Source organism: Alienimonas californiensis (assembly GCF_007743815.1).
GTDB classification, from domain to species: domain Bacteria; phylum Planctomycetota; class Planctomycetia; order Planctomycetales; family Planctomycetaceae; genus Alienimonas; species Alienimonas californiensis.
Map to the genome: position 1 here is coordinate 3,632,388 of NZ_CP036265.1, position 23,897 is coordinate 3,656,284.

Annotated in this window: 15 protein-coding genes; 9 read left to right on the forward strand and 6 right to left on the reverse strand. The window is 69.6% G+C overall.

The annotated features are described in order from the left end of the window. The first annotated feature begins 29 nt into the window (after positions 1-29). The 5 genes from CA12_RS14295 to CA12_RS14315 all read left to right on the forward strand — a co-directional run bounded on the left by CA12_RS14295 (position 30) and on the right by CA12_RS14315 (position 9,898). Positions 30-1,559 (forward strand): DNA phosphorothioation-associated putative methyltransferase, encoded by a 1,530-nt coding sequence (locus CA12_RS14295; protein ID WP_165700770.1) that lies wholly within the window; start codon positions 30-32, stop codon positions 1,557-1,559. Positions 1,560-1,702: 143 nt separating this feature from the next. Next, complete coding sequence (locus tag CA12_RS14300) at positions 1,703-2,416, forward strand: HNH endonuclease (RefSeq protein ID WP_145359722.1); 714 nt, start codon at positions 1,703-1,705, stop codon at positions 2,414-2,416. A gap of 572 nt (positions 2,417-2,988) precedes the next feature. Next, positions 2,989-4,011, forward strand: a complete 1,023-nt coding sequence (locus tag CA12_RS14305) for a ThuA domain-containing protein (RefSeq protein ID WP_145359723.1) — start codon at positions 2,989-2,991, stop codon at positions 4,009-4,011. A 169-nt stretch (positions 4,012-4,180) separates the two neighbouring features. Then, positions 4,181-6,886 carry a PVC-type heme-binding CxxCH protein gene (locus CA12_RS14310; RefSeq protein WP_145359724.1) on the forward strand — a complete coding sequence of 902 codons (2,706 nt, stop codon included), beginning with the start codon at positions 4,181-4,183 and terminating at the stop codon, positions 6,884-6,886. 99 nt (positions 6,887-6,985) lie between these two features. Next, positions 6,986-9,898, forward strand: a complete 2,913-nt coding sequence (locus CA12_RS14315) for an alpha/beta fold hydrolase (RefSeq protein ID WP_145359725.1) — start codon at positions 6,986-6,988, stop codon at positions 9,896-9,898. Between the two features lie 102 nt (positions 9,899-10,000). Here the strand turns inward: CA12_RS14315 and CA12_RS14320 are convergent, their stop codons facing one another. From CA12_RS14320 to CA12_RS14335, 4 genes are all read right to left on the reverse strand, one after another. Then, a complete protein-coding gene (locus CA12_RS14320) occupies positions 10,001-10,471 on the reverse strand; it encodes a hypothetical protein (protein WP_145359726.1) in 471 nt (156 codons plus the stop codon). A 92-nt stretch (positions 10,472-10,563) separates the two neighbouring features. Then, on the reverse strand, positions 10,564-11,901 hold the full coding sequence (locus tag CA12_RS14325) for a DUF1552 domain-containing protein (protein WP_145359727.1): 1,338 nt from the start codon (positions 11,899-11,901) through the stop codon (positions 10,564-10,566). A gap of 47 nt (positions 11,902-11,948) precedes the next feature. Further along, complete coding sequence (locus tag CA12_RS14330) at positions 11,949-14,366, reverse strand: DUF1588 domain-containing protein (RefSeq protein WP_145359728.1); 2,418 nt, start codon at positions 14,364-14,366, stop codon at positions 11,949-11,951. Between the two features lie 167 nt (positions 14,367-14,533). After that, on the reverse strand, positions 14,534-15,562 hold the full coding sequence (locus tag CA12_RS14335) for a DMT family transporter (protein WP_145359729.1): 1,029 nt from the start codon (positions 15,560-15,562) through the stop codon (positions 14,534-14,536). Positions 15,563-15,885: 323 nt separating this feature from the next. Between CA12_RS14335 and CA12_RS14340 the strand changes: the two genes are divergently transcribed. The 4 genes from CA12_RS14340 (at position 15,886) to CA12_RS14355 (ending at position 20,653) form a co-directional block, all read left to right on the forward strand. After that, positions 15,886-17,277 (forward strand): sensor histidine kinase, encoded by a 1,392-nt coding sequence (locus tag CA12_RS14340; RefSeq protein ID WP_145359730.1) that lies wholly within the window; start codon positions 15,886-15,888, stop codon positions 17,275-17,277. Between the two features lie 203 nt (positions 17,278-17,480). Beyond that, positions 17,481-18,275: a phosphate signaling complex protein PhoU gene (phoU, locus tag CA12_RS14345; RefSeq protein ID WP_145359731.1), complete on the forward strand. Its 795-nt coding sequence runs from the start codon at positions 17,481-17,483 to the stop codon at positions 18,273-18,275. Between the two features lie 90 nt (positions 18,276-18,365). Next, positions 18,366-19,067 carry a response regulator gene (locus CA12_RS14350; protein WP_145359732.1) on the forward strand — a complete coding sequence of 234 codons (702 nt, stop codon included), beginning with the start codon at positions 18,366-18,368 and terminating at the stop codon, positions 19,065-19,067. 119 nt (positions 19,068-19,186) lie between these two features. Further along, the gene (locus CA12_RS14355; protein WP_145359733.1) at positions 19,187-20,653 is read left to right on the forward strand and encodes a Gfo/Idh/MocA family protein; all 1,467 of its coding nucleotides are present in this window, start codon (positions 19,187-19,189) and stop codon (positions 20,651-20,653) included. A gap of 45 nt (positions 20,654-20,698) precedes the next feature. On the opposite strand, the gene CA12_RS14360 is transcribed toward CA12_RS14355, so the two are convergent. Beyond that, positions 20,699-21,985, reverse strand: a complete 1,287-nt coding sequence (locus CA12_RS14360; RefSeq protein ID WP_145359734.1) for a putative sugar nucleotidyl transferase — start codon at positions 21,983-21,985, stop codon at positions 20,699-20,701. Positions 21,986-22,088: 103 nt separating this feature from the next. Next, a complete protein-coding gene (locus tag CA12_RS14365; RefSeq protein WP_145359735.1) occupies positions 22,089-23,795 on the reverse strand; it encodes a hypothetical protein in 1,707 nt (568 codons plus the stop codon). Positions 23,796-23,897: the final 102 nt, after the last annotated feature.

Sequence of the window (23,897 nt, forward strand, 5' to 3'; positions counted from 1 at the left end):
GGCGGGCGGTTGCGGTCGACTATTCTGTCATGCCACGATCGCCCGCCGATTCCGTTCTCGAGGTGTCCCTTGAACGAGGGCGCACAGCCATCATTCGAACCGGGTTGTCACGGCCAACCCGCTTAGCCTTGGACCTGGGCGTCCTGCGCGAAGGGCACACCTTCTACGACCACGGTTGTGGACGCGGCGGGGACGTTCGGCGGCTGCGAAAGGCGGGGATTGAGTCCGCAGGTTGGGATCCGTGCCACGCGCCCCGGGCATCGAAAATCCCCGCCGACGTCGTGAATCTCGGATACGTGATCAACGTTATCGAGAATCCTGCCGAGCGTGCAGACACGCTGCGTGAAGCGTGGGATTTCACTGGCGAACTGCTGGTCGTCTCCGCCCGGTTGCGCGACGAACTCGCCAGGCTTTTGGGAGCGGCGAGCAACGAGGGCGACGGCACGCGGACCGCCGCGGGCACGTTCCAGAAGTTCTATACGCAGGCAGAGCTGCGGACTTGGGTAGACGAGACGCTGCCGGACGACGCCCCGCCTGCGGTGCCGATCGCTCCGGGCGTGCTGCTCGTCTTTCGCGATCCGGCTCGACGGCAGGGCTTTATCGCGTCCCGCTACGTACGACGCCGAGCTGCGCCGCGGGTGCGGGTGAGCGACCGATTGTTCGAGGAGCACAAGGCTCTGCTCGATCCCCTCATCGCGTTCGTCGCCGACCGCGGACGTCTCCCGGGCGGTACGGAAGTGAAGACCTTCGCTGACATCGCCGAAGCGTTCGGATCGCTGAAGCGGGCGATGTCTGTGGTCCGGCGGGTCACGGGGGCGGAGCGTTGGGAGGAGTACGAAGCGGCCCGTCGCGACGAATTGCGGCTGTACCTCGCGCTCAGCCGCTTCGACGACGCTACCAATGCGAAATCTCGTCAAAGACGGATCGGGCGGCCAAAGCTGTCGGACCTGCCGGAAGACCTACGGCTCGACATCCGGGCGCACTTCGGCACGTACGCCGCGGCCTGTGAAGAGGGCGATCGAACCCTGTTCTCGGCCGGCGACGAGAAGGCTCGCGAGGAGGCCGTCGCCTCCGCGTCGTTCGGCAAGACGTTACCGAGAGCGTTCTACGTCCACGTCGATCATCTTGATCGGCTGCCCTTGTCGCTCCGGGTGGCCGAGAGCTGCGCCCGCAGCTTCATTGGCGGATACGACGACGCCAACCTCGTCAAGTTCAACCGAGTCGAATCGAAGGTCTCCTACCTCTGTTACCCGACGTTCGACCGGGAAGCGCACCCTGCTCTGGCATGGTCAATGCGTGTGGCGATGGGCTGGTGCGACGTAAAGTCCCGCGACTTCAGCAAGTCGGCGAACCCGCCGGTGCTGCATCGCAAGGAGACGTTCTTGCCGGACGACGATTCGCGTTACGAGAAGTTTCGCAAGCTGACCGCGCGAGAGGAGAAACTGGGCCTATTGGACGACACCGCCCGCATTGGCACCCGTGACGGGTGGAACGAGACGCTGACACGACACGAGGTGCAGGTTCGAGGACATCGCATCGAACATTCTCGCGGGGCGTAGGTAGCTCTGCTCACGGCAGCAGGCTCGAGCGACCTGATCCCTGCGAGCCCTTTCATATCTCACTCCTATTTATAAACGATTCTGAAGGGGCACCTGCCAGCGAGACGATTACATTTCGACCCGCCCTGGCCTACCGGTTCGGAGTGTTCTGGACGATCGTCGCTCACCGCCGCACCCAACCGGCGAACGTGCGGCTGCCGTTCTTCCACCTCTCATCCGACGGGCTGTGGGAGTGTTTCGACGAAACCGGCGCCCCCTGCGACGACCGCAGGAAGGCGGCGACCGCGGCGCTGGACCCGGGCTTCGTCGCCTCCCTGCGGGATCCGTCGAGTCGCCTCAAGGCGATGCACGTGCTCGTGGAGACGTTCTTCCCGATCGAGGAGCGGGCAGAGCTGTACGCCCTGCTCCAGATCGCCGGCCCCGGCGAGAGCGACGCCGACCTACCCGTGCCCGAGGCCCCGGCGGCCCGGGGCAACGTTGCCCGCTTCCGGCTCACAGTGCTGAGTTCCTACGACTACACCTGCGCCCTCACCGGGTACCGGCTGGACGCCGTGGACGTCGGCTCGCCGGTGGACGCGGCCCACATCCACGCCCACGCCGCCAGCCACAACAATGCCCCGCAGAACGGCATCGCCCTGTCGAAGCTGCCGCACTGGCTGTTCGACAACGGGCTGTGGTCGCTGTCCGACGATCTGACGGTGTTGGTGGCGAACGACCGGTACTTTCGGGAGGCGGCGCCGGATCAGCGGGCATTGGCGGACTACGCCGGGCTGCCGGTCCGCCTGCCGAACGTCGAAGCGAACCGGCCGGACCCGGCGTGCCTGCGGTGGCACCGGCGGAAGGTGTTTCTCGGGTGAGCGGATCCTTCGCCCGCGCCGGGGGGGGGGGGGCAGGGGCCACGCCCGCTGGTCAGGAGGCGTTCCGCAAAAACACGAACAAAGCGTTGGCTGACGGCGCAGCCGAGCCAGGAAACGAATGCAAGTGGCGGCGGTAGCGGAGGGGGTGTGGCCGCGCTGTCAGCCGCTCGCACCGATCACATCCCCCCCGCATTAGACTCACGTGGCCCGGAGCTCGCCTCTACCAACGCCAGCACGCCGGCCTTCACGGCCGCCGGTAGGTGCGGCCACGCGGCGGCGACGCGGGCGAGTTCCGGGTCCGCAACGGTTGTCGCGGCGATTACGTCGGATTCTACGTCGCCCTCTCCCCCCGACAGAGAGTTCGAGCTACGTTTTATGGGTTTCCGTCCGTTGCGTTCATCCCCTAGTCGGGGATCTTTTGTCGGGAGGCTCGGCCGAGGTGTCGGCGGGCCTGAGGTTGTCCGCCGCGGCAGGCGCGGCGTCGCAGAAACGAATCGGCGGGCCGGCGACGCTGGCGTTTCGGGGCGCGATCCGTTGGGATTCTCCGATCCCATCCCTTCCGGACGTTGCCGATGAGCGCTCTCCCCCTCCTCGCGGCCCTGCTGGCCGCGGCCCCCGCCGATGCGAACGCCCCCCTCGTCTACCGCGGCGACGCCGGGCCGGGGCAGGGTACGAAGGTCGTGCTGATCGCCGGCGATCATGAGTATCGCTCCGAAGAGACGATCCCCGCCCTCGCCCGCATCCTAGCGAAGCGGCACGGGTTCGAGTGCACCGTGCTGTTCAGCCTGAACGCCGCCGGCGAGATCGATCCGGCGGCGGACAACATCCCGGGCCTCGAGGCGCTGGCGGACGCGGATCTGATGGTGAACTTCCTCCGGTTCAAAAATCTACCGGACGATCAGATGGCGCACTTCGACGCCTATCTCCGCCGCGGCGGGCCGGTGATCGGCCTGCGGACCGCCACGCACGCCTTCAAGATGTCGAAGGACAGCAAGTTCGCGAACTACGACTTCCAATCCAAGGCCGTCGGGTTCGACGGCGGCTTCGGCGAACAGGTGCTCGGCGAAACGTGGGTCGGCCACTACGGCAAGAACCACGAGATGAGCACGCGGCTGGACCTGAACGAGAAGCAGGCGGACCACCCGATTCTCCGCGGCGTCGAACAGGCCTGGGTTGAGGCGGGCGGGTACTGGGCGGAGCCGCTGCCGGGCAGCACCGTGCTGGCGTTCGCCCAGCCGTTGCAGGGGATGACGCCGGACTCCCCGCCCGCCGCGGACAAGCAGCCCTGCCCGGGCGCCTGGGTGCGGACCTACCGGATTCCCGGCGCCTCGTCCGCGGAGGACGCGGGCTCCGGTCGGGTGTTCACGACGACCTACGGCGCCTCGGAGGACCTGCGGAACGACGGGTTCCGGCGGATGCTGGTCAACGCCTGCTTCTGGGCCGCGGGGCTGGAGGAGGAAATCGCTCCGGACCTGAACGTCGAGTTGGTGGGTCCCTACCAGCCCACCACGTTCCGGCACGGCGGCCATGTGAAAGGCGTTCGCCCGGCGGATCTGGCCGGGTGGGAGACGCCGATTCTCCCCGCGGCCGACTGACGGTCGTGCGGCCGGGGTCGGGCGAACCGGGGATCGGGCGGCGGTCGGCGTCGACCCAACGGTAGCCGTCGCCCCGGTCGCGCCCGTACAGTTCTCCGATCGGCGGACGCCCACGTGACTCGGTCGCCGGCTCCGCCGCCCCGCCCCCGGTCCGCTCGCCCCCCGGAACATGATTCGACTTTCGCCGCTGGCGCTCTTCGCCTGCCTCCTGCCCGCCCCGTGCTTCGCCGCGGAACTGGAACCCGAACCCGGCGACCGCATCGCCCTGGTCGGCAACGCCCTGGCAGAGGGGTTACAGCATCACAACGAATGGGAGGCGCTGCTCTATCAGCGGTTCCCGGACCGCGAGTTGGTCGTGCGGAACCTCGCGTTTCCCGGCGACGAACCGTTCCTGCGGATTCGCACCCGGGACTTCGGCTCCCCGGACGATCATCTGAAGCACGTCGGAGCGGACGTGATTCTGTACTTCTTCGGCTTCAACGAATCCTTCGCCGGCGAGGCCGGGCTGGAGGATTTTAAAGCCGACATGACGAAGCTCGTCGAGGAGACGAAGGCCAAGGATTTCAGCGGCGACGGCGCCCCGCGGATCGTGCTGGTCTCCCCGATCGCCTTTGAAGACACGGGCGACCCGCACCTGCCGGACGGCAGCGCGCATAACCCGCGGCTGGAGATGTACTCCGACGCGCTCAAAGCCGTGGCGGAGGCGACCGACGTCGGCTTCGTGGACCTGTTCCGCCCGACGTTGGACCTGTTCAACAAGACTGACGAGCGGCTGACCCTCAACGGCGCCCACCTCAATGAGGCGGGCTATGAAGCCCTCGCCCCGATCCTCGACGCCGGTCTGTTCGGCGACGGGGCTGCGGAGTCGCCGAACCCCGCGGTGGTCGCGGAGCTCGACGATAAAAACTTTCATTGGTGGCACCGCTATCGGGCCGTCAACGGCTACTCCATCTGGGGGCCGCGAGGTCTGGCCGGCTCCGACGGGACCTATAACAACCGGGACGTGATGAACCGGGAGTTGGCGATCCTCGATGAAATGACCGCCAACCGGGACGCCCGCGTCTGGACGCTCGCCGGCGGCGGCAGCGTGCCGGCGGAGGTCGACGACTCGAACACGCTGCCGTTCATTAATCCGAAGTCGAACGTCGGCGGCGAGGACGACAAGCAGGCGAAGGCCGGCAAGCTGGGATCGCTGGATTATCTCTCGGCCGAGGCGCAGCTCAAATCCTTCACGCTGCCGCCGGGATACAAGATCGAGTTGGTCGCCTCCGAGGAGCAGTTCCCGGAACTGGCGAACCCCGTCGCGTTGAACTTTGACGACGCCGGCCGGCTGTGGGTCGCGGTGATGCCCTCCTACCCGCACTGGAAGCCCAAGACGGAACTGGACGACAAACTGCTGATCCTCGAGGACGACGACGGCGACGGCCAAACCGACCGCTGCGTGACCTTCGCCGGCGGTCTGCACCAGCCGACCGGGTTTGAATTCGGCATGGGCGGCGTCTTCGTGGCCCAGCAGCCAGATATTCTGTTTCTGAAGGACACCGACGGTGACGATCGAATCGACGTCCGCCGGGAGTTCACGAAAGACGGCAAGGACGTCCGCATCCGCAAGCTCTCCGGCTTTGGCACCGCCGACAGTCACCACGGCATCGCCGCGTTCGAGTGGGGGCCGGGCGGCAACCTCTACTTCCAGGAGGGCACGTTCAAAATGAGCCAGGTGGAGGACCCGTTCGGCGTCGACCGCCTCAGCGAGGCCGGCGTCTGGCGGTACAACCCCCGCACGGAGCGGACGGACGTGCATATCTCCTTCGCCTTCGCCAACCCCTGGGGCCACGTCTTCGACGACTGGGGCCAGGAGTTCCTCGCGGACGCCTCCCCGGGCGAGAATTACTGGGGCACGCCCATTTCCGGCCGGATCGACTGGCCCGAAAAGCACCCCGGCGGCAGCCAGGGCGGGCGGGTCGTGAAGGAGATGAACCTCGACCCCAACAACCCCTACCCGCCGTTCTTTAAAAAGCGGATCCGGCCGACCGCCGGGGCGGAACTGATTTCCAGCCGGCACTTCCCGGACGAGGTGCAGGGCGACTATCTGATCACCAACGTGATCGGCGACCGGGCCGTGCTGCAATACGACGTGGAGGAGGACGGCTCCGGCTTCACGGCGAAAGAGCGGGAGATGCTGCTGGTCAACGGGGGCGACGGGAACTTCCGGCCGGTCGATCTCCAGTTCGCCCCGGACGGCTCGCTCTATATCGTCGACTGGCACAACGCTTTGATCGGCCACCTGCAGCACAACCTCCGCGACCCCGCCCGCGACCACACCCACGGTCGCATCTGGCGGGTGACCTATCCGGAGCGGCCGCTGGTCGAAGCGCCCAAGATCGAGGGGGAATCGGTTCCGGCGCTGCTCGATCTGCTGGACGAGCCGGAGTTGCGGACCCGGTACCGGGCCCGCCGTCAGCTGTTGGGCCGCGACGCCGCCGAGGTCCTGCCGGCCGTGGAGAAATGGCTCGCCGGTCTGGATGAATCCGATCCGAGTTATATCCGTAGCCGGCTCGAAGGGCTGTGGCAGTATCAGACCCACAACACGGTCAATGAGCCGTTGTTGAAGGAACTGCTGACCGCCGACGACCCCCGCGCCCGGGCCGCGGCGGTGCGGGTGTTGTCGTTCTGGCTGGACCGCGTGGAGAACCCGCTGGGGCTGCTTGAGGAACGCATCGCCGACGAGCACCCCCGCGTGCGGCTCGAAACGGTGCGGGCGTTGAGCTTCCTGGAGGGCGACGCCGCCATCGAACTGGCCCTGGGCGTGCTGGAAAACGACGTCGACGTCTTCCTGCAGTACACCCTCGACGAAACGATGCGGGCGCTGGATTGATTCGTCCCGCGATCGAATCGTGATAACGCCGAGGCCCCGCGGGGCCTCGGCGTTACGTCTATCTCACCTTCGACTCCCTTCCGATATCCGTCCCCGCCGATGCCCCGCGCGACCGCTTTCCTCAGTCCACTCGCTGCGCTTCTCATTGCCCCCTGCGTCGCGCCCGCGTTCGCCCAGCACGAACACGGCGCCCACGCCGATCAGGCGATGCCGGGCATGACGGCGGAAAAGCCCAAGCCGCCGACGGTGTTCCTCGATAAGAGCCCGCGGATCGTTGAATATCAGTTGAAGCGTCTCGACGACGCCCGCTTGCTGTTGGTGGAGCGGGAGACCACCGATCCGAAATACGCCCCGGTTTACGAGGCGATCCTGTCCCGGCCGGGCGTGTCGCCGAAGGAGCGGGCGGCGGCGTTGGCGGGGTTGGTCGAATTGAACGACTCGGACGCCGTCGCCGAACTGCTGCGGGTCCTCGAACCCTTGGGCGATGAGGACCGCGGCGATCGGCGGGCGGCGGAGCAGTTGACGAACCTGCTGCTCAAACAGCCGGTCGACGCCCTGGCCGCCAAAGCGGAGGCGTTGAACGCCGCGGCGACGGCGGAGAACCGGCCGTTGCGGGTCGCGGCGTTCGCGGCGCTGATGCAGGCCGGGAAGTTCTCTGTGGGCAACGCCGGCACCTCGATCGATTGGCTGGCCGCCCTGCCGCTGGTGCCGTCGGCGGAGGCCCGGGTCGGGCTGCGGGAGGACGTCGTGGGGCTGCTCAGCAGCGACGACGCGGCGGTGAAGAAGGCCGCGATCGCCGCCCTCGCCGCGATTCCCGCGGGGCAGGCGGACACCTTCGTGCGGCTCGCCCCGCTGTTGAAGAACCCGGCGCTCCGGCCTGCCGCGGTCCGCACGCTGCTGACCGTGCCCGCCGAGGAGCGCAACCCGGCCGTCAGCGCCGCGGCGGCCGGTGTGCTAGTCGAACTGGCGGAGAAGACGGCCGCCGCCGACCGCACCACCGACGACTTTCTCAGTGCCATGCAGCTGGCCGACGGCCTGTTCGCCCGGCTGCCGGTCGAGGAGGCGAAGGCCCTGCGGACCCGGCTGCGGGAAGTCACGGTGCGGGTGGTCCGCATCAAAACCGTCGAGGAGGAGATGCGGTACGACATCCCCTACTTCGCCGTGGAGGCCGGCCGGTCGGTGCAGGTCTGGCTGGAGAACGAGGACCTCATGCCGCACAACCTGGTCGTCACCACGCCGGGGCAGCTCCGGGACGTGGCCGAACGCGGCATGCAGGTCGGCCCGTCCGGCGGTTCGACCGGCAACCCGTACGTGCCGGACGGTGAGGACGTGCTGTTCGCCACGGAACTGGTCGACGCCCACGCCAGCTCCCGCCTGACCTTCACCGCCCCCAGCGAACCGGGCGAGTACCCCTACGTCTGCACCTTCCCCCGGCACTGGATGCGGATGTACGGGGTGATGGTCGTCGTGCCGGACCTCGACGCCTGGCTCGCGAACCCGACCGTACCGGAAGACCCGATCGGCAACACCCGGGAGTTCGTGCAGAAGTGGACCGTCGCCGACCTGCTGCCGGAGGGGGCGGATCCGGAGCAGAAGCTCGCCGGCCGTTCGCCGGAGATCGGGCAGCGGATCTTCACGGAGGCCACCTGCGCCCAGTGTCATCGGTCGGACTCCGCCGAGAGTCTCGTCGGCCCGTCGCTGGTGGGGGTGTTCGAGCGGTGGAAGGGCGACGATCGCATCGTGCTGCGGGAGATGCTGGATCCCAGCGCCCACGTCGATCCGAAGTACGCCGTCCGGCAGGTGCTGACCATGGACGGGCAGGTCTTCACCGGGCTGGTGGTGGCGGAGACCGAGGAGTCCGTCTCGATCCTCTCCGACCCGGAGGCGAAGGAGCCGACGGTGATCGCCCGGGAGGACGTCCTCGACATGGTGCAGTCGGACGTCTCGCTCATGCCCAAGGCCCTGCTGGACCGCTTCACCGAGGACGAAATCTTCGAGCTGCTGGCCTACCTCCGCGGGCTAGAATCGGGTGCCGCCGTCGACGCGGCGATGTCTCCCGCCGCGGCGGAGGACGGGACCCCCGCGATGCCGCCGGCCCTGCCGGAGGGAAAGAAGCCGCAGAACTTCAAGGAGCTGAAGGCTGCCCTCGCCCCGCTGGGTTATGAGGTCGTCCGGCCGAACCTCAGCCCGGCCCAGGGCGTGACGGAGCAGTTGGGCGTGACCTTCGCCGAGCGGGAGACCGGGGCGTTGAAGCTTGATCTGTATCTGCCCGGGCCGAACGCCAAGCCGGGGGAGGAGCCGCCGCTGGTCGTGCTGATCCACGGCGGCGGATGGCGGAAGGGCGAACGCGGCGGCGAGCGGAACAAGGCCCTCTGGCTGGCCGCCCGCGGCTACGCCGCGGCGACGATCGACTACCGCCTTGCCGGGACCGCGAAGTTCCCCGCGGCGATCGAGGACGTGCGGGCCGCGGTGCAGTTCCTGCGGTCCAAAGCGGGCGAATACGGCTACGACGAAGACCGCTTCGCCGTCGTCGGCAGTTCCGCTGGCGCCCACCTCGCCGCCCTGCTGGCGACGATGAACCCGCCGGCCGAGGAGCAGAAAGGCTTGGTCGACGCCATCAGCGCTCAGGTGCAGGCCGCGGTGGTCATTGCCGGGCCGACGGATACGGAGTCGAAGCAGGCGATCGACAGTTCCCGCCGTCCGGACTCCAACTACCGGCTGTTCCTCGGCGGGACCTTCGATGAGGTCCCGGAGCAGTACACGGCCGCGTCCCCGGCCCACTGGGCGACCGCGGACGCCCCGCCGATGCTGCTGATCGGCGAGAACTCGCTGGACAGCTTCGACGGCCTCCGCGGCAAGCTGGAGAAGCTGGGCGTCTCCGTGGACACCTTCGTCCTCACCGGCGGCCTGCACGGCGAATGGAACTGGGAACCGTGGTTCACGCCCACGATGGAGCGGATCGACGCCTTCCTCCAAAAGGCTTGGCAGAGCGGCGACGTTTCCCAGCGGTGAGCGTACGTCGGAAACGCGTGAGCCCGGAGCGCAAGCTCCGGCGGTGCGTTGCGTCCCGCACTCGGCTCGCTCCGCTCGCCGGCCGGAGCTTGCGCTCCGGGCTCACACCGGGGGGCTCGGCGAACCCTGCCGTCGCGTCCACCGCCAGAGACCGGCCGCCGACGCCAGCGCCGGCAGCGGGAGCAACCACCAGATCCGGCAGGCAGCCCAGACGGACCTACTGAGCGAACTGCTCCCCCGGCCGGCGGAGAGCCCGCCGGCACGCCATTGCCAGTCCTGCCGCGTCGCGTTGGCATGGGTGAGGACGTGCATGTCCCAGCCGACCATCAGATAGAATTGCGTCACCGGGGCGGTCGGCGGGCTCGGCTCCCAGACGTTGATCACGTCGGCGACGAGCCCAGGCTGCTGGCGCGGGATCGAGCCGGCGGCGCCAAGATACGGCCCCGGCGTGAAACCAATCAGCCCAACGAGCAGCAGGAAACTCACCAGCCACGGGAGCACGAGCCAGCACACCAACAGCCACGCTCGTTTGCCGGTCGTCGTGCTGTGTTCGCTCTCGGCGACGAGTTTCATGGGCGGTCCGGTTAAAACGCGGCCGGTTGTCGTGCGAACCCGGGTGAACCCAGTCTGATAACGCGGCCGCACCGGTGCGACGCCCGCCCCCGTCAGGCCAGTTCCAGCCCGCTTTGGGTGCCGGGGTCGCCGAAGAAGCGGTCGATGCCGAGGCCGTGGCGGTTGGCGATCGTGGTGAACAACTTCGGCAGCGGGGCGTTGTCCTGCGGGTCGTGGGCGAGGTGCTGGCCGTGCTGGTAGCCGCCGCCGGCGAGGAGTACCGGCATGTTGCGGTTGTCGTGGTTCGAGGCGTTGCCGAGGTTCGAGGTCAGCAGCACGGTCGTGCTGTCCAGCAGGCTGCGGCCGGACTCCTTCACCTCGCCCAGGCTGCGCAGGAAGTCGCCCCAACTGGCGATCAGCGCGGCTTCGACGATCGCGAGCTGCGTGAGTTTGTCATCCTCCTTGCCGTGGTGCGACAGGCTGTGCCAGCCGGTATTCACGCCCGGCAGCGGCGCCCGGTGGTTGGAGCCGCCGAGGTGATGCACCACATAGCGGGTCGAATCGGTCTCCAGGGCCAGCTTCACGACCTCGGACATCAACGCCTGCTTGGCGATGAACTCGTTGGCGTCCCGGATTTCGTCCGGCGGCTCCATCTCGACCTGCGGCTTCTTCGACTTGGCCCACTTCTCGTCGGCGGCCATGCGGACCTCCAGGTCGCGGACGCCGCTGAAGTACTCGTCCAGCCGGCGGCGGTCGCCGGCGCCGACTTCGCGGGAGAGCCGGTTCGCGTCGTCCAGCACCAGGTCCATCACGCTGCGGCCGTGGGCGGCCCGCTGGGCGTGCTGACGGCGGGCGGCGGGGTCGTCCTCGACGAACAGCTCCGCGAACAGGTCTTCCACGCGGTCCTGGGCGGGGATCATCGCCCCGCCGTCGGTGTAGCAGGGGCTGTTCGACCCGCCGCCGGACAGCACCAGCGAGGGGAACCGCGTCGAACCGCCGAGGTGCTTGGCGAGGTACTGATCCAGGCTGATCGTGTTCCGCCCCCGGCCGTTACCGCCAGCGGGGTTGGCGGTCAACAGGCTGGCCTCGGCCCGGTGCCCGCTGCGAACGCCGGGGTGCGACACGCCGCTGAGGATCGTCAGCTGGTCCCGCAGATCGGTCAGCGGCTCCAGGTACCGCGACGGCTCCCAACCCTTGCCGGCCTGCTTCGGGTTGAGGTTCTCGCCCAGCAGGCCGAGGCTCAGCGTGAAGGCGACGAACCGGCGGGGCGGGCCGTCGCCGCGCTCGATCTCCGGCAATTCGGGGGCGGTGGGGGTCTCCTCCGCGGCGGCGGCGGTACGGCCGTCCATCGCGGAGAGCCACGGCAGGGCCAACCCCACGCCGGCGGCCTTCAGCACGGTGCGGCGGGGCAGGGCGTCGCCGGGACGACGGGCGGGGCGGAAAGCGGACATGGGGAGGGGCAGGGGGCGGGAAGGAATACGGGCGGGGGCCGGAACGCTTACTTCCGGCGGAAGAGCGGGCTTTGAATGCACGCGTGCAGCAGGGACCGCGTGCCGTAGTCGGCGTCGCGGGCCTGCCAGACGACGTCGTCGATCGCCCGGCGGTCGGCGAAAGCGACCGGGGCGCCGGTGGCGTAGGTCAGCAGGTGACTGGCGAGGTTCGCGGCGAGCGGGTCCGGGCGGCGGGTCGCCAACTTCTGGAAGCCGACCACGTCGTCGAAGGAGGCGCCGTCCGGCATCTCGTAACTCGGATCGACCGGCGCCCGGGGGACAGTCTTCCCGCCCCGCCGCGTCATGTAATCGGTGCGGAAGGCCCCCGCGGGATCGAACGATTCCAACGCGAAGCCGACCGGGTCCACCTTCACGTGGCAACTGGCGCAACTCGGGTCGGCCCGGTGCTTGGCGAGCTGTTCGCGGATGGTGGTGGAGCCGCGGGTGTCCGGCTCGACGGCGGGGATGTTCTCCGGCGGCGGCGGGACGGTGATGCCCAACAGCCGTTCGGAGGCCCACACGCCCCGCAGGATCGGACTGGTGGCGGCGCCGTCGGCAGTGTGCTTCAGGATCGAACCCTGCGTGAGCAGCCCGCCGCGGGGGCTGTCCTTCGGCAACGGCACGCGGATCAGCCCGCCGTTCTCCGGGCTCCACTCCGTCGGCTTCGCTGTGAACGGCAGGTCGTACTGGTCGGCGAGCCGTTCGTTCAGGAAAACGAAGTCCGCGTCCACCACATGCGTGACGGACAGGTCCTCGGCGAACATCGCCCGCAACAGGGCGTGCGTCTGATCCCGCATGGAGATCTGCAACGCCGGGTCGAAGGCGGGGTAGAGGGAGATCACCTCCGTGGCGTCCAGCTCGGAGAGGTCCAGCCACTCAAAGGCAAAGTCCTGCACGAAGCGCTCGAGGCCGCGGACGCCGTGGCGTTCCTCCGTCAGCAGGCGTTCCGTCTGGGCCCGCAGCACGTCGTCCTTCGTGATCTCCCCGTTGGCGCCGAGGGCGGCGAGTTCCGCGTCCGGCGGGCCGCCGGTGAGGAAGTAGGCCAGCCGGGCCGCCAACGCCGGGCCGTCCAGTTCGCCCGGTTCCTCGACGTGGTAGATGAACCGCGGGCTGCACAGCAGGGCCCGATAGCCGCCTCGCAGGGCCTCCGTGAAGGACTGCCCGGCCTGCAGATTCGCCTGGGCGTCGGCGATGTAGGGGGCCAGCGAGGCGGAATCGACGGACCGGCGGAAGGCCCGGTCGGCGAACTGCCGCATCAGCGCCGACAGCGCCCCCTGGGGGTTCCGCGGTTTGGGTTCGTGCCAGCCGGAGGGCTGGCCCTTCTTGCGGTCCTCGTTCTTGACCCACTGCGTTTCCACGTCGCCGAACAGCAGCGCGCGGACCTCCTCGTCGGAGGGGCCGCGGTGGAAACGGGTCAGCGTGGCCTTATGCAGGCCGAGGCCGGCGACGTTCTGCGGCTGCATCTCGCCGGCGCCGACCTGCCCGCCGGGGGTCTGGCCCTGTTTGAGGCGGTGGTCGTTGGGCCGCACCTCGAACATGTCGCCCTCCGGCAGCCACGCTTCAAAGGTGTAGGTTTTCGGCTGGTCGGTGACGAGGAACGTGCCCACGTCCTGCATTGTCGGGGCGCTGGAGGAGAGCTTGCCGGTGCGGACGGTGCACCACAGGCCCTCCTTGGGGGCTTTGAGGGCCTCGGCCTCGAAAGTCAGCCGGTGCCAGCCGCCGCCGTCCCGGGCCGTCGTGACGGGCAGACGGCCGACGTAGACCAGCCTCGTCGACCAGCTGACCGCCATTTCTTTGTAGAGCTCCGGCTCGCGGCAGCGGCGGTTCGGGTTGGTGCGGGCCAGATCCTTCGCGGACAGCTCCTTCTCCCAGACGGCCTGCGGGGTCCGCGCCCGGTCGAACGCCTCCTCCAGCGCCGCGTCGACCACCTCCAGGTGGGCGGCGAGGTCGTGGTGGCTCAGCCCGCCCTCGGTCACGGTGGTGAAGCCGTGGTGGCGGCGGTCCGGCGGGAGGAGAGAGGCCAGCGGCACGTCGATGCCGAGCGTCGCCTGCAACGTCCGCTCCAGTTGGAGGGCCGTCAGCCGCCGCCCGCGGGAGCGGCCCTTCTCGGAGATCTCCACGGACTGCTGCGTGGAGAGCCAGCGGGAGAGATCGAACAGAAAGTCGCGGCTCTCTCCCCGATCCAGCGGGCCGTAATCGGCCGGCGGCATCTCGCCGCCCTGAATGCGGTCATACACGCGGTCCCAGCGGCCGGCGTCGTGAACGGTGGGCTCGTCCGGCAGGGAGGACAGCTCAAAGCCGCCCTCCGTCGCCCCGTTCGCGTGGCAGTCACTGCAGTTCGCTTCCAGGAAGCTCCGCATCGCGCCCACCTCCGGCGCCGCGGCAGCCGCGGCGCGCAGCTCAAGCGAGCTGAGGAGGAAGACCACGGCGAGCGGGACGAACCGGCGCGCGGCGCGGCGGGGCTCGGTGGAACCGAAGGGGGGCACGGGCGAACGGGTTGTGAGGCGGGAGGCGGGGGGACGCCGAGGGACGACGCATCAATGATGATACACGCCTTCAACCGTCGCTCACAACGGCCTTTCACGCTCGCCCCTCACGCCGGCGGGGGGCGGCGGGGCGTTCGACGCCGGGGTTTGCGCAGGCCGAGCAGTGCCAGCCCGGCGATCGTCAGGGTGATCCCGAGCGCCAGCCAGCCGGTCGGCGGCTCCTCGAACCAGACGACGCCCACGACCCCCGCCATCGCTGCCTGCGAGGCGTTCAGCAGGTTCGACCGCACCACCGGGATGCGGTGCAGGGCCGCGGCGATGCAGAAGAAGGCCGTCGCGTTCGCCGCCCCGGCGATCAGCAGGGAGGGGACGGCCTCCGGCGGCGTGCCGGCGATGGGGTTCACGGACTGCCAGCCGGCGCCGCTCCGCAGGCCGAGCAGCGCCGCCAGGCTGATCAGCCCGGCGAGGCTCAATGGGGCCAGCGTGCCGGACACCCCCACGCCCTCGCCGCCGGTCTTGCGGATCACCACCCCCAGCGTGCCGTAGGCACAGCCGGCCCCCAGCGCCGTCGCCACCGCGAGCGCCACCCGCAGCGGATCGGCGTGCGCCCCGATCAGCGACTGCCGGAGCACCGCCTCCGCCGCGTCCGGCGCCGCGAGGCTCAGGGCCGCCGTCGCCGTGATCAGCAGCACGATTGACACCCCCTGCCGCACGCCGACCGGTTCTCCCAGCACGAACCAGCCCAGCCCGGCCCCGCACAGGATGATGCCGGTGAACGTCACCGGCACCGTGAGGGCCAGCCCCAGCACGCCCAGGGCCTCCTGAAACATCAGGTTCCCGCCGAGTTGAGCCAGCACGCCCGCCGCCATCAGCCGCGGCAGGACCGACCGCGGCGGCAGCGCCGGCAACCCCCGGGCGGTCCTCCACCCGACCAGCGTCCACGCCGTCAGGACGACCGGGGCCGCCTTGCAGAAGGTGACCCACAGCGACCAGTCGAGGTCGTCCGGCCGGCTGAGGTCCCGCAGGGCGGCGTTCGCCAGCGTGTAGGTCAGGGCGCTGCACAGGCCCAGCAGCGTGCCGATCGTCACGGCGCGGCCGTCCCCGGGAGCCGCGGCGGAAAGGGCGGGGGCGGCCAAGCGGGCACGATCGTGAGAGGCGGGCGAACCGTCGGACAACCCTCAGCGTCGTGCGTCGCTTGCGGTTTCGCGGAGCTAAAGAATCTTCGGACGCCGCGAAACCGCAAGCGTCCGTTCGCAGCCCGCCCCGGCCTTCCCCCGTCGTCCCCTCTCGGGAGAGGAATCCGCCGGGTCCGGTCGGGAGGCGAGGCGTGCGGATGCTGTGAAGAACCGGTGTGGGAATCGCGGGGATTGGGTTGCGGACGGGCGCCCGCGGACGGACAAGGCCGTCGCCCGCAGTTCCCCCCGCCGGTTTCGCTCCCGTTCCGCCCGCGTCCCCCCCGGTGACCGATTCGCCCCCGCCGCGGCCGGTTGCGGTGGCGTGGACCGGCACACTGCCGTGGGCGGTCCCGGTGGCGATCGCGGGGCTGGGGCTGTCCTCGGACTCGCCCGCCTGGCGGGCGGCGGCGGCGGCGGGAATGCTGCTCGCGGCGGCGGCGGCGGCCGTGTGGCAGGTCTTCGGCCGCTATCGGCGGGATCGGGAACTGGCGGAACTGGCCGAGCACCTCCGCCGCGGCACCTCTTCTCCCCTCCCGCTGCTGCCCCCCCACGAGCCGGAGCCGGACCTGCGGGACGCCGTCCGCAGCGTCGCCCGCCGCGCCCGCCGCACGGATGCCACGGTGGTCGAACTGGCGGAGGACCGCGACCGTCTGTTCGCCGCCCTGGAAGGTATGAGCGAGGGCGTGCTGGCCGTGGACGGGGCGGAACGGTTGCTGCTGGTGAACCGCTCCGCCACGGCCCTGCTGCGGTTGCCCTTGGGGGAACTGAAGGGCCGCCGGGTGTGGGAGGTGGTCCGCCGCAGCGCCGTCACCGACGCCTGCGAGGCCGTGCTGGGCGGGGCGGGGCGGTACGAGGCGGAGTTCGAAGTCGGCTCGGCGACGCTGGCGCTGCGGGCCGACCCGCTGCCCGGCATCGCCTCGGCGAAGGGCGCCGCGGGTGCCGTGCTGCAGGTTCGGGACGTGACGGACCTCCGCCGGCTCGAGTCGATGCGGCGGGACTTCGTCTCCAACGTCTCCCACGAACTGAAAACGCCGATCGCCGCGATCAGCGCCCTCGCCGAGACGCTGCTGGACGGCCCGCTGGAGGGCCCGCCGATCGCCCGGCGGTTCCTGAAGGACATCGAGAACCACGCCGACCGACTGCACGATCTGGTGGTGGACGTCATCCGCCTGGCCCGGGTGGAAAGCGGGCGGGACGTCTTCGACGTCCGCCGGGTGCCGGTCGGCCCGGCGGTGGAGGAGGCCCTGCGGGGCCTGCGGGCCGCGGCCGTGAAGGCGGGGGTGCAGCTGTCGTCCGTCCCGCCGCCGGAGGCGGCCCACGTGCGGGCGGACGCGGACGCCCTGATCACGATTTTGGACAACCTGCTCACCAACGCCCTCCGTCACACGCCGGCGGGCGGCCGGGCGACGGTCGAGTGGTTCCCCGATCAGGTCGACGACCGACCCGTCATCCGGCTGCGGGTGATCGACACTGGCGAGGGCATTCCCCCGGAGCACCTGAACCGCGTGTTCCAGCGGTTCCACCGCGTCGACCCGGCCCGCAGCCGCGAGAAGGGCGGCACCGGGCTGGGGCTGGCGATCGTCAAACAGATGGTCGCCGTCTTCGACGGCGCCGTCGCCGTGGAGAGCGAACCGGGCCGGGGGGCGACCTTCACCGTAACGCTCCCCGCGGCCTGACCGGGGCTCCCCCCGGGGCCTACCGCCAGGGGCGCCAGGTTCAAGTCCCCGGGGGGTCTCCTTCACGGAAACTTCGCAAAACTTTGATCAAATGCGGTAGGATGAGCACTGGTCAGGAACGTACGATTCGTCCTGCCGGCCCGGTCGCGCTCGTTGGCCCCGCGACCGCCTTCTCGCCCCCCCTTTGCATTGGACTGCCCGTTATGTCGCTCTCTCTCAGCCGAGACATGGAGGAGACCCATCGTGACATCCTCACGATGTGCGCGCTGACTGAGGAACTGGTCGGGGCGGCGGTCGACGGTCTGGGCGGGACCGGCGGTCTGGCGACGCAGCTGAAGGCCGCGGACAAGCGCGTCGACTGGTACGACGTGCAGGTCGAGGAGCGCTGCCTGCGGGTGCTCGCGCTGCACGCCCCGGTGGCGGAGGACCTGCGTCGGGTCGTGTCCGTGTTGAAGATCGCGAAGGAACTGGAACGCGTCGCGGACCTGGGCGTCCACATCGCGGAGCGAGCCGATCACGCCGCCGCCGCGGCCGCCGCCGCCCGCGAGGCCGGCGAGGCCCGGCCGGTCGGGCTCAGCGATCTGCCCGCGTTGAAGCGGGTCCGGCAGACGGCCGGGGTGGCGCTGGACATGCTCCGTCGCAGCATTGACGCCTACGTCGATCTCGACCCCGCCAAGGCCCGGGCGGTGTGCGCCGACGACGACATCGTCGACGGCCTGAACCGGGAAACGCTCGACGAGATGACCGCCGCGATGCGGGCGAACCCCGCCGCGGTCGACGCCGCCGTCGGGCTGTTCAACGTCTCCCGCCATCTGGAGCGGATCGCCGACCACGCGACCAACATTGCCAAGGACGCGATCTACCTCGTCGAGGGGCAGATCGTGCGGCACCGCAAAAAGTTCCCGGACCGCCGGGCCGGCGAAACGGCGGAGGAACGGTTCGGCCCCGCCGATTTACAGATCCCGCATCCGGATTCCTCGCTCGCCGTCGCGTCCTGACCGTTTCAGGCTGACCGGCGGAGGGCGGGCTTCTCCAAACCTTCACAGGTTCTTCACGCCCCGCCCTCGTCTTTCGGGGATGCTGGCCCCATGCCCCGCAGGACCATTCTGATCGTCGAGGACGAACGCAGCCTCGCCGAAGTGCTCGCCTACAACCTGGAGTCGGAAGGTCACGAGGTGCACGTCGCCCGGGACGGCCGGGACGGACTCTCCAAGGCCCGGGCGCTGCTGCCGGACCTGATCGTGCTCGATCTGATGCTCCCGGTGATGGACGGGCTGGCCGTCTGCCGAGAACTTCGCAGCGACGCCCGCACCAAAGGCGTGCGGGTGCTGATGCTCACGGCGAAGGGGGAGGAGGTCGACGAGTTGGTCGGTTTCCACATGGGGGCGGACGACTACGTCACCAAGCCGTTCAAGATGAAGCCGCTTGTGGCCCGAGTTCGCAGCCTGCTCCGCCGGCCGGACGCCGAGGAAGCCGAGGCGGACAAGGTTTCCGGCGCCGGGTTAGAAGTGGACCGTGAACGGCACACCGCGACCGCCGGGGGGGAGGACCTGAACCTCACGCCCACGGAGTTCCGCCTGCTCTGGACGCTGATGCGGCAACCCGGGCGGCCGTTCAGCCGGCATGAACTGATGGACGCCAGCCGCGGCGGCGACGCTAACGCCCTGGAACGCACCATCGACGTGCACGTCCGCAGCCTGCGGCAGAAGCTCGGCGATCGGGCGGAAACCGTGGAGACGGTCCGCGGCGTCGGCTACCGCTTCAACGAGAACGCCGTCGCCGCGGACTGAGCGGCGGGCGAGGGGGCGCTGGGCGATACGGCGATCCATCGGGAACTGTTTGCCCATGGGCGTCGGGCCGATTAGCCTTCCCGGTCGCGTTCAACTCGTTCCTGCGAAAGTCCGGCCCGATGTCCAGTTTGAAACGGCGTACGTTCCTCCAGGCGACCGGCGCCGCCGTCGCGCTTTCCGGCGTGCGGTCCGCCTCCGCCCGCACGGCGGCGAACGAGGAGATCGGCATGGGCCTGATCGGCGCCGGCGGCCGCGGCGGACAGGTCAGCGGGGGCTTCAAGAAGCTTCCGGGGGTGAAGTTCGTCGCCGTCGCCGACCCGGACGAGAGCCGGGCCAAGAAGCTCGCCGGCTCGCTGGGGGCCGAGAAGGTTTACACCGACCTGCGCAAACTGCTGGACGATCCGGCGGTGGACGCGGTGATCATCACCACCTGCAATCACTGGCACTGCCTCGCCGCGGTCTGGGCGATGCAAGCGGGCAAGGACGTCTACGTCGAGAAGCCGCTGTCCCACACCCAGTGGGAAGGCCGTCAGGTCGTCAACGCGGCCCGGAAGTACGACCGCATCTGCCAGCTCGGCACCCAGCAACGGAGCGATCCGATGCAGACCGAGATCAAGCAGTTCCTCCACGAGGAGAAGGCCCTCGGCGAGATCGAGTACGTCCAGGCGAACCGCTTCGGCGTCCGCGGCCCCATCGGCAAGCGGGAGAAGCCGCTGGAGATCCCGAAGGAGGTCGACTACGACCTCTGGCTCGGCCCGGCCCAGGAGGAACCGCTGTACCGCAGTAACCTCCACTATGACTGGCACTGGGACTGGAACACCGGCAGCGGCGAGATGGGCAACTGGGGCGTCCACGTGCTGGACGACGTCCGCAACGTCGTCTTCCAAGACGAAGTCACCCTGCCGACCCGCATCGTGGCAACCGGCGGTCGCGTCGGCTGGGACGACGCCGGCGACACGCCGAACGTCCACTACGCCTATTTCGACACCGGCAAGATTCCCACGATCATCGCCCTGAGCAATCTCTGGTCGAATCCCGACACGAAGAAGGGCAGCTGGTCCTCCCGGGCCGGCCGCAAGGTCAGCGGGCCGGGCACCGGCTACGTCGTGACCTGCGAGGGCGGCTCCTACGTCGGCGGTCGCGGCTCCGGCACAGCCTACGACGCCGACGGCAAGGAGATGCGGAAGTTTAAGGGCGGCGACATGGACCGCATCCACTTCCAGAACTTCCTCGACGCAGTCCGCTCCCGGAAGAAGGAAGAGCTGCACGCGGAGATCGAGGTCGGCCACCACTCGACCGGCTGGTGCAATCTGGCCAACGTCGGCTTCCGGGCCGGCGGGGAAGTGCCCGGCAAGGGCGCCGCGAATCTGGACGTCGGCACCGACGTCTGGCCGAAGGTGCTGGAGGAGATGGCCGCCCAGCTCAAGCCGTTCGGCGTCCGCCCCACGGACGACGTGATCCACACCAGCCCGATGCTGACCCACGACCCGGAAACGGAACGCTTCACCGGCGAACACGCCGAGGCCGCCAACGCGTTCCTCAAGCGGAAGTACCGCGACGGCTTCGTCGTGCCCGAAATCGGCTGAAACGGAACCGTCACGCCGAGGCTCCGCGGAGCCTCGACGTTATTTTTACCCGCCGCTTTCGATCCGCACCTGCGAGGCGTGTTCGCTGGCCAGTGCGCGGGTGCGGACGTCGAGGAATGCGGCTTCCTCGGCGGGGCTCATGACCAGTTGGCGGCGGGCCATGACCGTTTTGGCGATGGCGAGGCCGCGGGCGGCGTCGTAGCGGTCGACCGTCAACTCGCCCCCCGTCGAGTCCAGCCAGGCGAAGGAGGGCGTGAACTTCGGTGCCGCCGGGCCGACCACGCTGCTGCAGAATCCCATCACGGCGCCGGTGGGGAAGCTCACGTTGATGCCCACCTTGCTGTGGTCGCCGATCGTGGGGCCGACGAACATCCGCCCGCTGTCCACGTCGCGGCCGTTCAGCGGGACGCGGATGCGGCCGTAGGTGTTCTTCAAATCGCTGGCGACCACGTCGGCGGCGACGTTCACGAAGCTGCCGACGACCGCGTGGCCCAGGAAGCCGTCGTGCTGCTTGTTGCTGTAGGGGTGGAAGATGGACGCCTCCAGTTCCCCGCCGATCTTGCAGACCCGGCCCACGGTGCAGCCTTCGTGCACCACGGCGCCCGGTTGGAGCAGGGTGCGGTCGCCGAGGTAGCAGGGGCCCTCAATGAAACTGTGCGGCTGGATCGTGCAGTTCTCGCCGATCCAGACCGGCCCCTCGGTCGCGTCGATCACCACGCAGGGCTTCACCACGGAGCCGGCCCCGATGTGGATGTCCTCCCCCAATAAGTGCGAACCGGGGTGAACCGTGCCCCGCACGCCGGCGCCGGGGGAGCCGTCCTCCCAGTCGGCCCGCAGCAGGGCGTCGTTGTGGGCGACCAAGTCCCAAGGGTACGCCATCAGGGTGACGTCCTCGGACACGTCCTCCCGCGGCACGCCGGCGAGCAGCGCTTCGATCCGCACCTCGTTCAGCATCGTTTTGGGGGAAAGCGCCGCGGCGAGTTCGGCGTCCGCACGGATGCAGGCGATCGCCGAGCCGACTGTGCCGACCCACGGCGCCGGCCGCTCCAACTCCGGCAGCCGCCGCCACCAGCCGCGGGCGCTCAGCAGGAGCGAGCCCGCCGCCAGCGGTTCGTTGACCGGGCGGTCGGTGCGTTCGCGGGTCAGTTCGGCGAGGTGCGGCCGCACCCATAGACCGCATTCGGCTGGCAGCCCGGCGTCGGCGACGCGGCGTTCGGTCCGCTCCCGCAACGTCTGGGCGCCGCATAGCAGTTCGCCGACGCTCCGCAGGTAAACCAACGGCAGCAGGCGGAGCCAGCGGGGGTCCTCGAACAGGGTGACGGGCGCGCTCATCGGCGCACCATACCATTGGACGCAAACACGCCCCGACCCCACTGCGGGGCCGGGGCGTGCGCGTCTTGCCAGACGTCTGCGGGGCGTCGCCCCGCGACCGGGTTCAGAACCCCTGGGCGCCGCCCTGCAACGCGGTGCCGAACTCGACCACGTTGCGGACCTGCTCCGCCGGGATCACCCCCTCGACGACGATCGTTTCGCCTTCGACGCGGAGGACGAACGCGGCGTAGCTGTTCTCGATCTGCACGCCGCGAACCTGCTCCGCGGGGAAGAGCGGCGGGAACATCTCTTTCTCAATCGCCATCGCCAGGCCGGCCTGCGCCACGCTGGCGAGGTCGATCGCTCCGAACACGTTGCCCTGCTTCGGCAGCATGGCTCCGACGGTTGTCAGGGCCTCGTTCGTATGATCGCTGGCGCCGGTGGCGTGCGAGACGACCTCTTCGACGAAGGCGTCGCCGCCGCCGTTGATCTGCAGGACGGCGTCGTCGGTGAAGCCGATCATCTGTTCCTGACCGGCCTCGCCGAACATCGTGCGGAAGGCCTTCACGGCCGCCTGGGTCTGCTCCGTGTCCTCCACGGCCTCCAGGTCGGTGACGTACTTCTGCAGCGTGATCCCGCCGACCTCCATCGTGCCGGCCTCTTCGATCGTGGTGCGGAGGCCCTGCTGTTCCATGCCGTCGGCGGCCTGCAGGTACTTCTCGATCGCGGGCTTGGCGGCGGCGACGTCCTTGACGGTCGTCACTTGGGCGCCGGTCAGCAGCGACTCGCCGCCCAGTTGGAAGCCGCCGGCGGTCGCGGTCATGCCGGCCTTCGCCAGTGCGGCGACGATCTCACGCTGCGGGGCCTGCTCCTCCGTCGTGAGCATGGACTGGACGAGCCGGAGCAGCGGTTGGAAATCGCCTTCCATCGCGATGTAACCGTCCATCCCCTCCGGCAGCCGGGCGAGGGTGTCGAACGACTTGGGCGACTGCTTCGCCAGCACGGCGGCGATTCGCGAGTTCGGTTTGAAGGCGGACAGCTTCTTGACCGACAGGGCCTCCTCCGTCGCCTTGAAGCCGACGACGGTGCTGCCGGAATCCTTCAGCAGGCCCACGAGGGCGTCGATCGCCTGGGCCTGGGAGGCGGCGGTCTCCGCGTTGGGGGCGCTCTCGGCGGCCCGGTCCTTGGCGCCGGCGAGGCCTTCCTCAAGCTGATCGCCGTAGACCTCCAGCAGACGCGGCACGTTGATCGCCAGGGCCACGTCGTGGTCGGCGGCGATCTCCGCGGCGCCCTCCGGCAGGCTCTTGACGAATCCGCCGCCTTCGCCGAAGGCCTCCAGAACCTCTTCGCCGGCGTCGGTGTAGGCGACGTAGGTGCCGATCACCTTCAGCTTGATCCCCGGCCCGAGGCCGGTTTCCATCGCCTGCACGTTGGCGGCGGGCAGCAGGTAAACGGTCGCGGGCTCCGCGTTTTCACGGGGAATGCCGACGATGTACCAGGGCTCCTTCAGGTTCACCCCGGACAGCGTCGCGTTCTTCACGCTCATGCCCAGCAGGCCGCGGCCCGCGATCATCTGGGGGGCGTACTGCGGGGCGGCGTTGCGGACGAACGCCGTCAGGTGCGTCAGGGCGCTGTCGGGGTCCTTGATCCGCACCACCACGCCGGCGTCCGCGGGAATCAGGGTGGCGGCGTCGGCGACGAACGGATCGGCGGCGTCCCCGCCGGTGGGCGGCAACTCCTGACCGTGCGCGGGGACGGACAGCGCCGGAACGAACAGCAGCGCCGCGGCGAGCAGCGCCAGCGGGGGGCGGGACGGGAGCGGACGAAACATCAGGGACCTTCTGGGAGGTGACGGGCGGGGAGGTGACGGGGCGTCAGGATGCGGTCACGCCGACCGGGGGCGAACGCCGTCCGCCGCCGACCGGTTCAGCCA

Coding starts and splice junctions, on each gene's coding strand:
- CA12_RS14295 (WP_165700770.1), top strand. CDS start 30: ATGCCACGATCGCCCGCCGATTCCGTTCTCGAGGTGTCCCTTGAACGA.
- CA12_RS14315 (WP_145359725.1), top strand. CDS start 6,986: ATGCCCCGCGCGACCGCTTTCCTCAGTCCACTCGCTGCGCTTCTCATT.
- CA12_RS14365 (WP_145359735.1), bottom strand. CDS start 23,795: ATGTTTCGTCCGCTCCCGTCCCGCCCCCCGCTGGCGCTGCTCGCCGCG.
- CA12_RS14350 (WP_145359732.1), top strand. CDS start 18,366: ATGCCCCGCAGGACCATTCTGATCGTCGAGGACGAACGCAGCCTCGCC.
- CA12_RS14360 (WP_145359734.1), bottom strand. CDS start 21,985: ATGAGCGCGCCCGTCACCCTGTTCGAGGACCCCCGCTGGCTCCGCCTG.
- CA12_RS14320 (WP_145359726.1), bottom strand. CDS start 10,471: ATGAAACTCGTCGCCGAGAGCGAACACAGCACGACGACCGGCAAACGA.
- CA12_RS14325 (WP_145359727.1), bottom strand. CDS start 11,901: ATGTCCGCTTTCCGCCCCGCCCGTCGTCCCGGCGACGCCCTGCCCCGC.
- phoU (WP_145359731.1), top strand. CDS start 17,481: ATGTCGCTCTCTCTCAGCCGAGACATGGAGGAGACCCATCGTGACATC.
- CA12_RS14310 (WP_145359724.1), top strand. CDS start 4,181: ATGATTCGACTTTCGCCGCTGGCGCTCTTCGCCTGCCTCCTGCCCGCC.
- CA12_RS14305 (WP_145359723.1), top strand. CDS start 2,989: ATGAGCGCTCTCCCCCTCCTCGCGGCCCTGCTGGCCGCGGCCCCCGCC.
- CA12_RS14355 (WP_145359733.1), top strand. CDS start 19,187: ATGTCCAGTTTGAAACGGCGTACGTTCCTCCAGGCGACCGGCGCCGCC.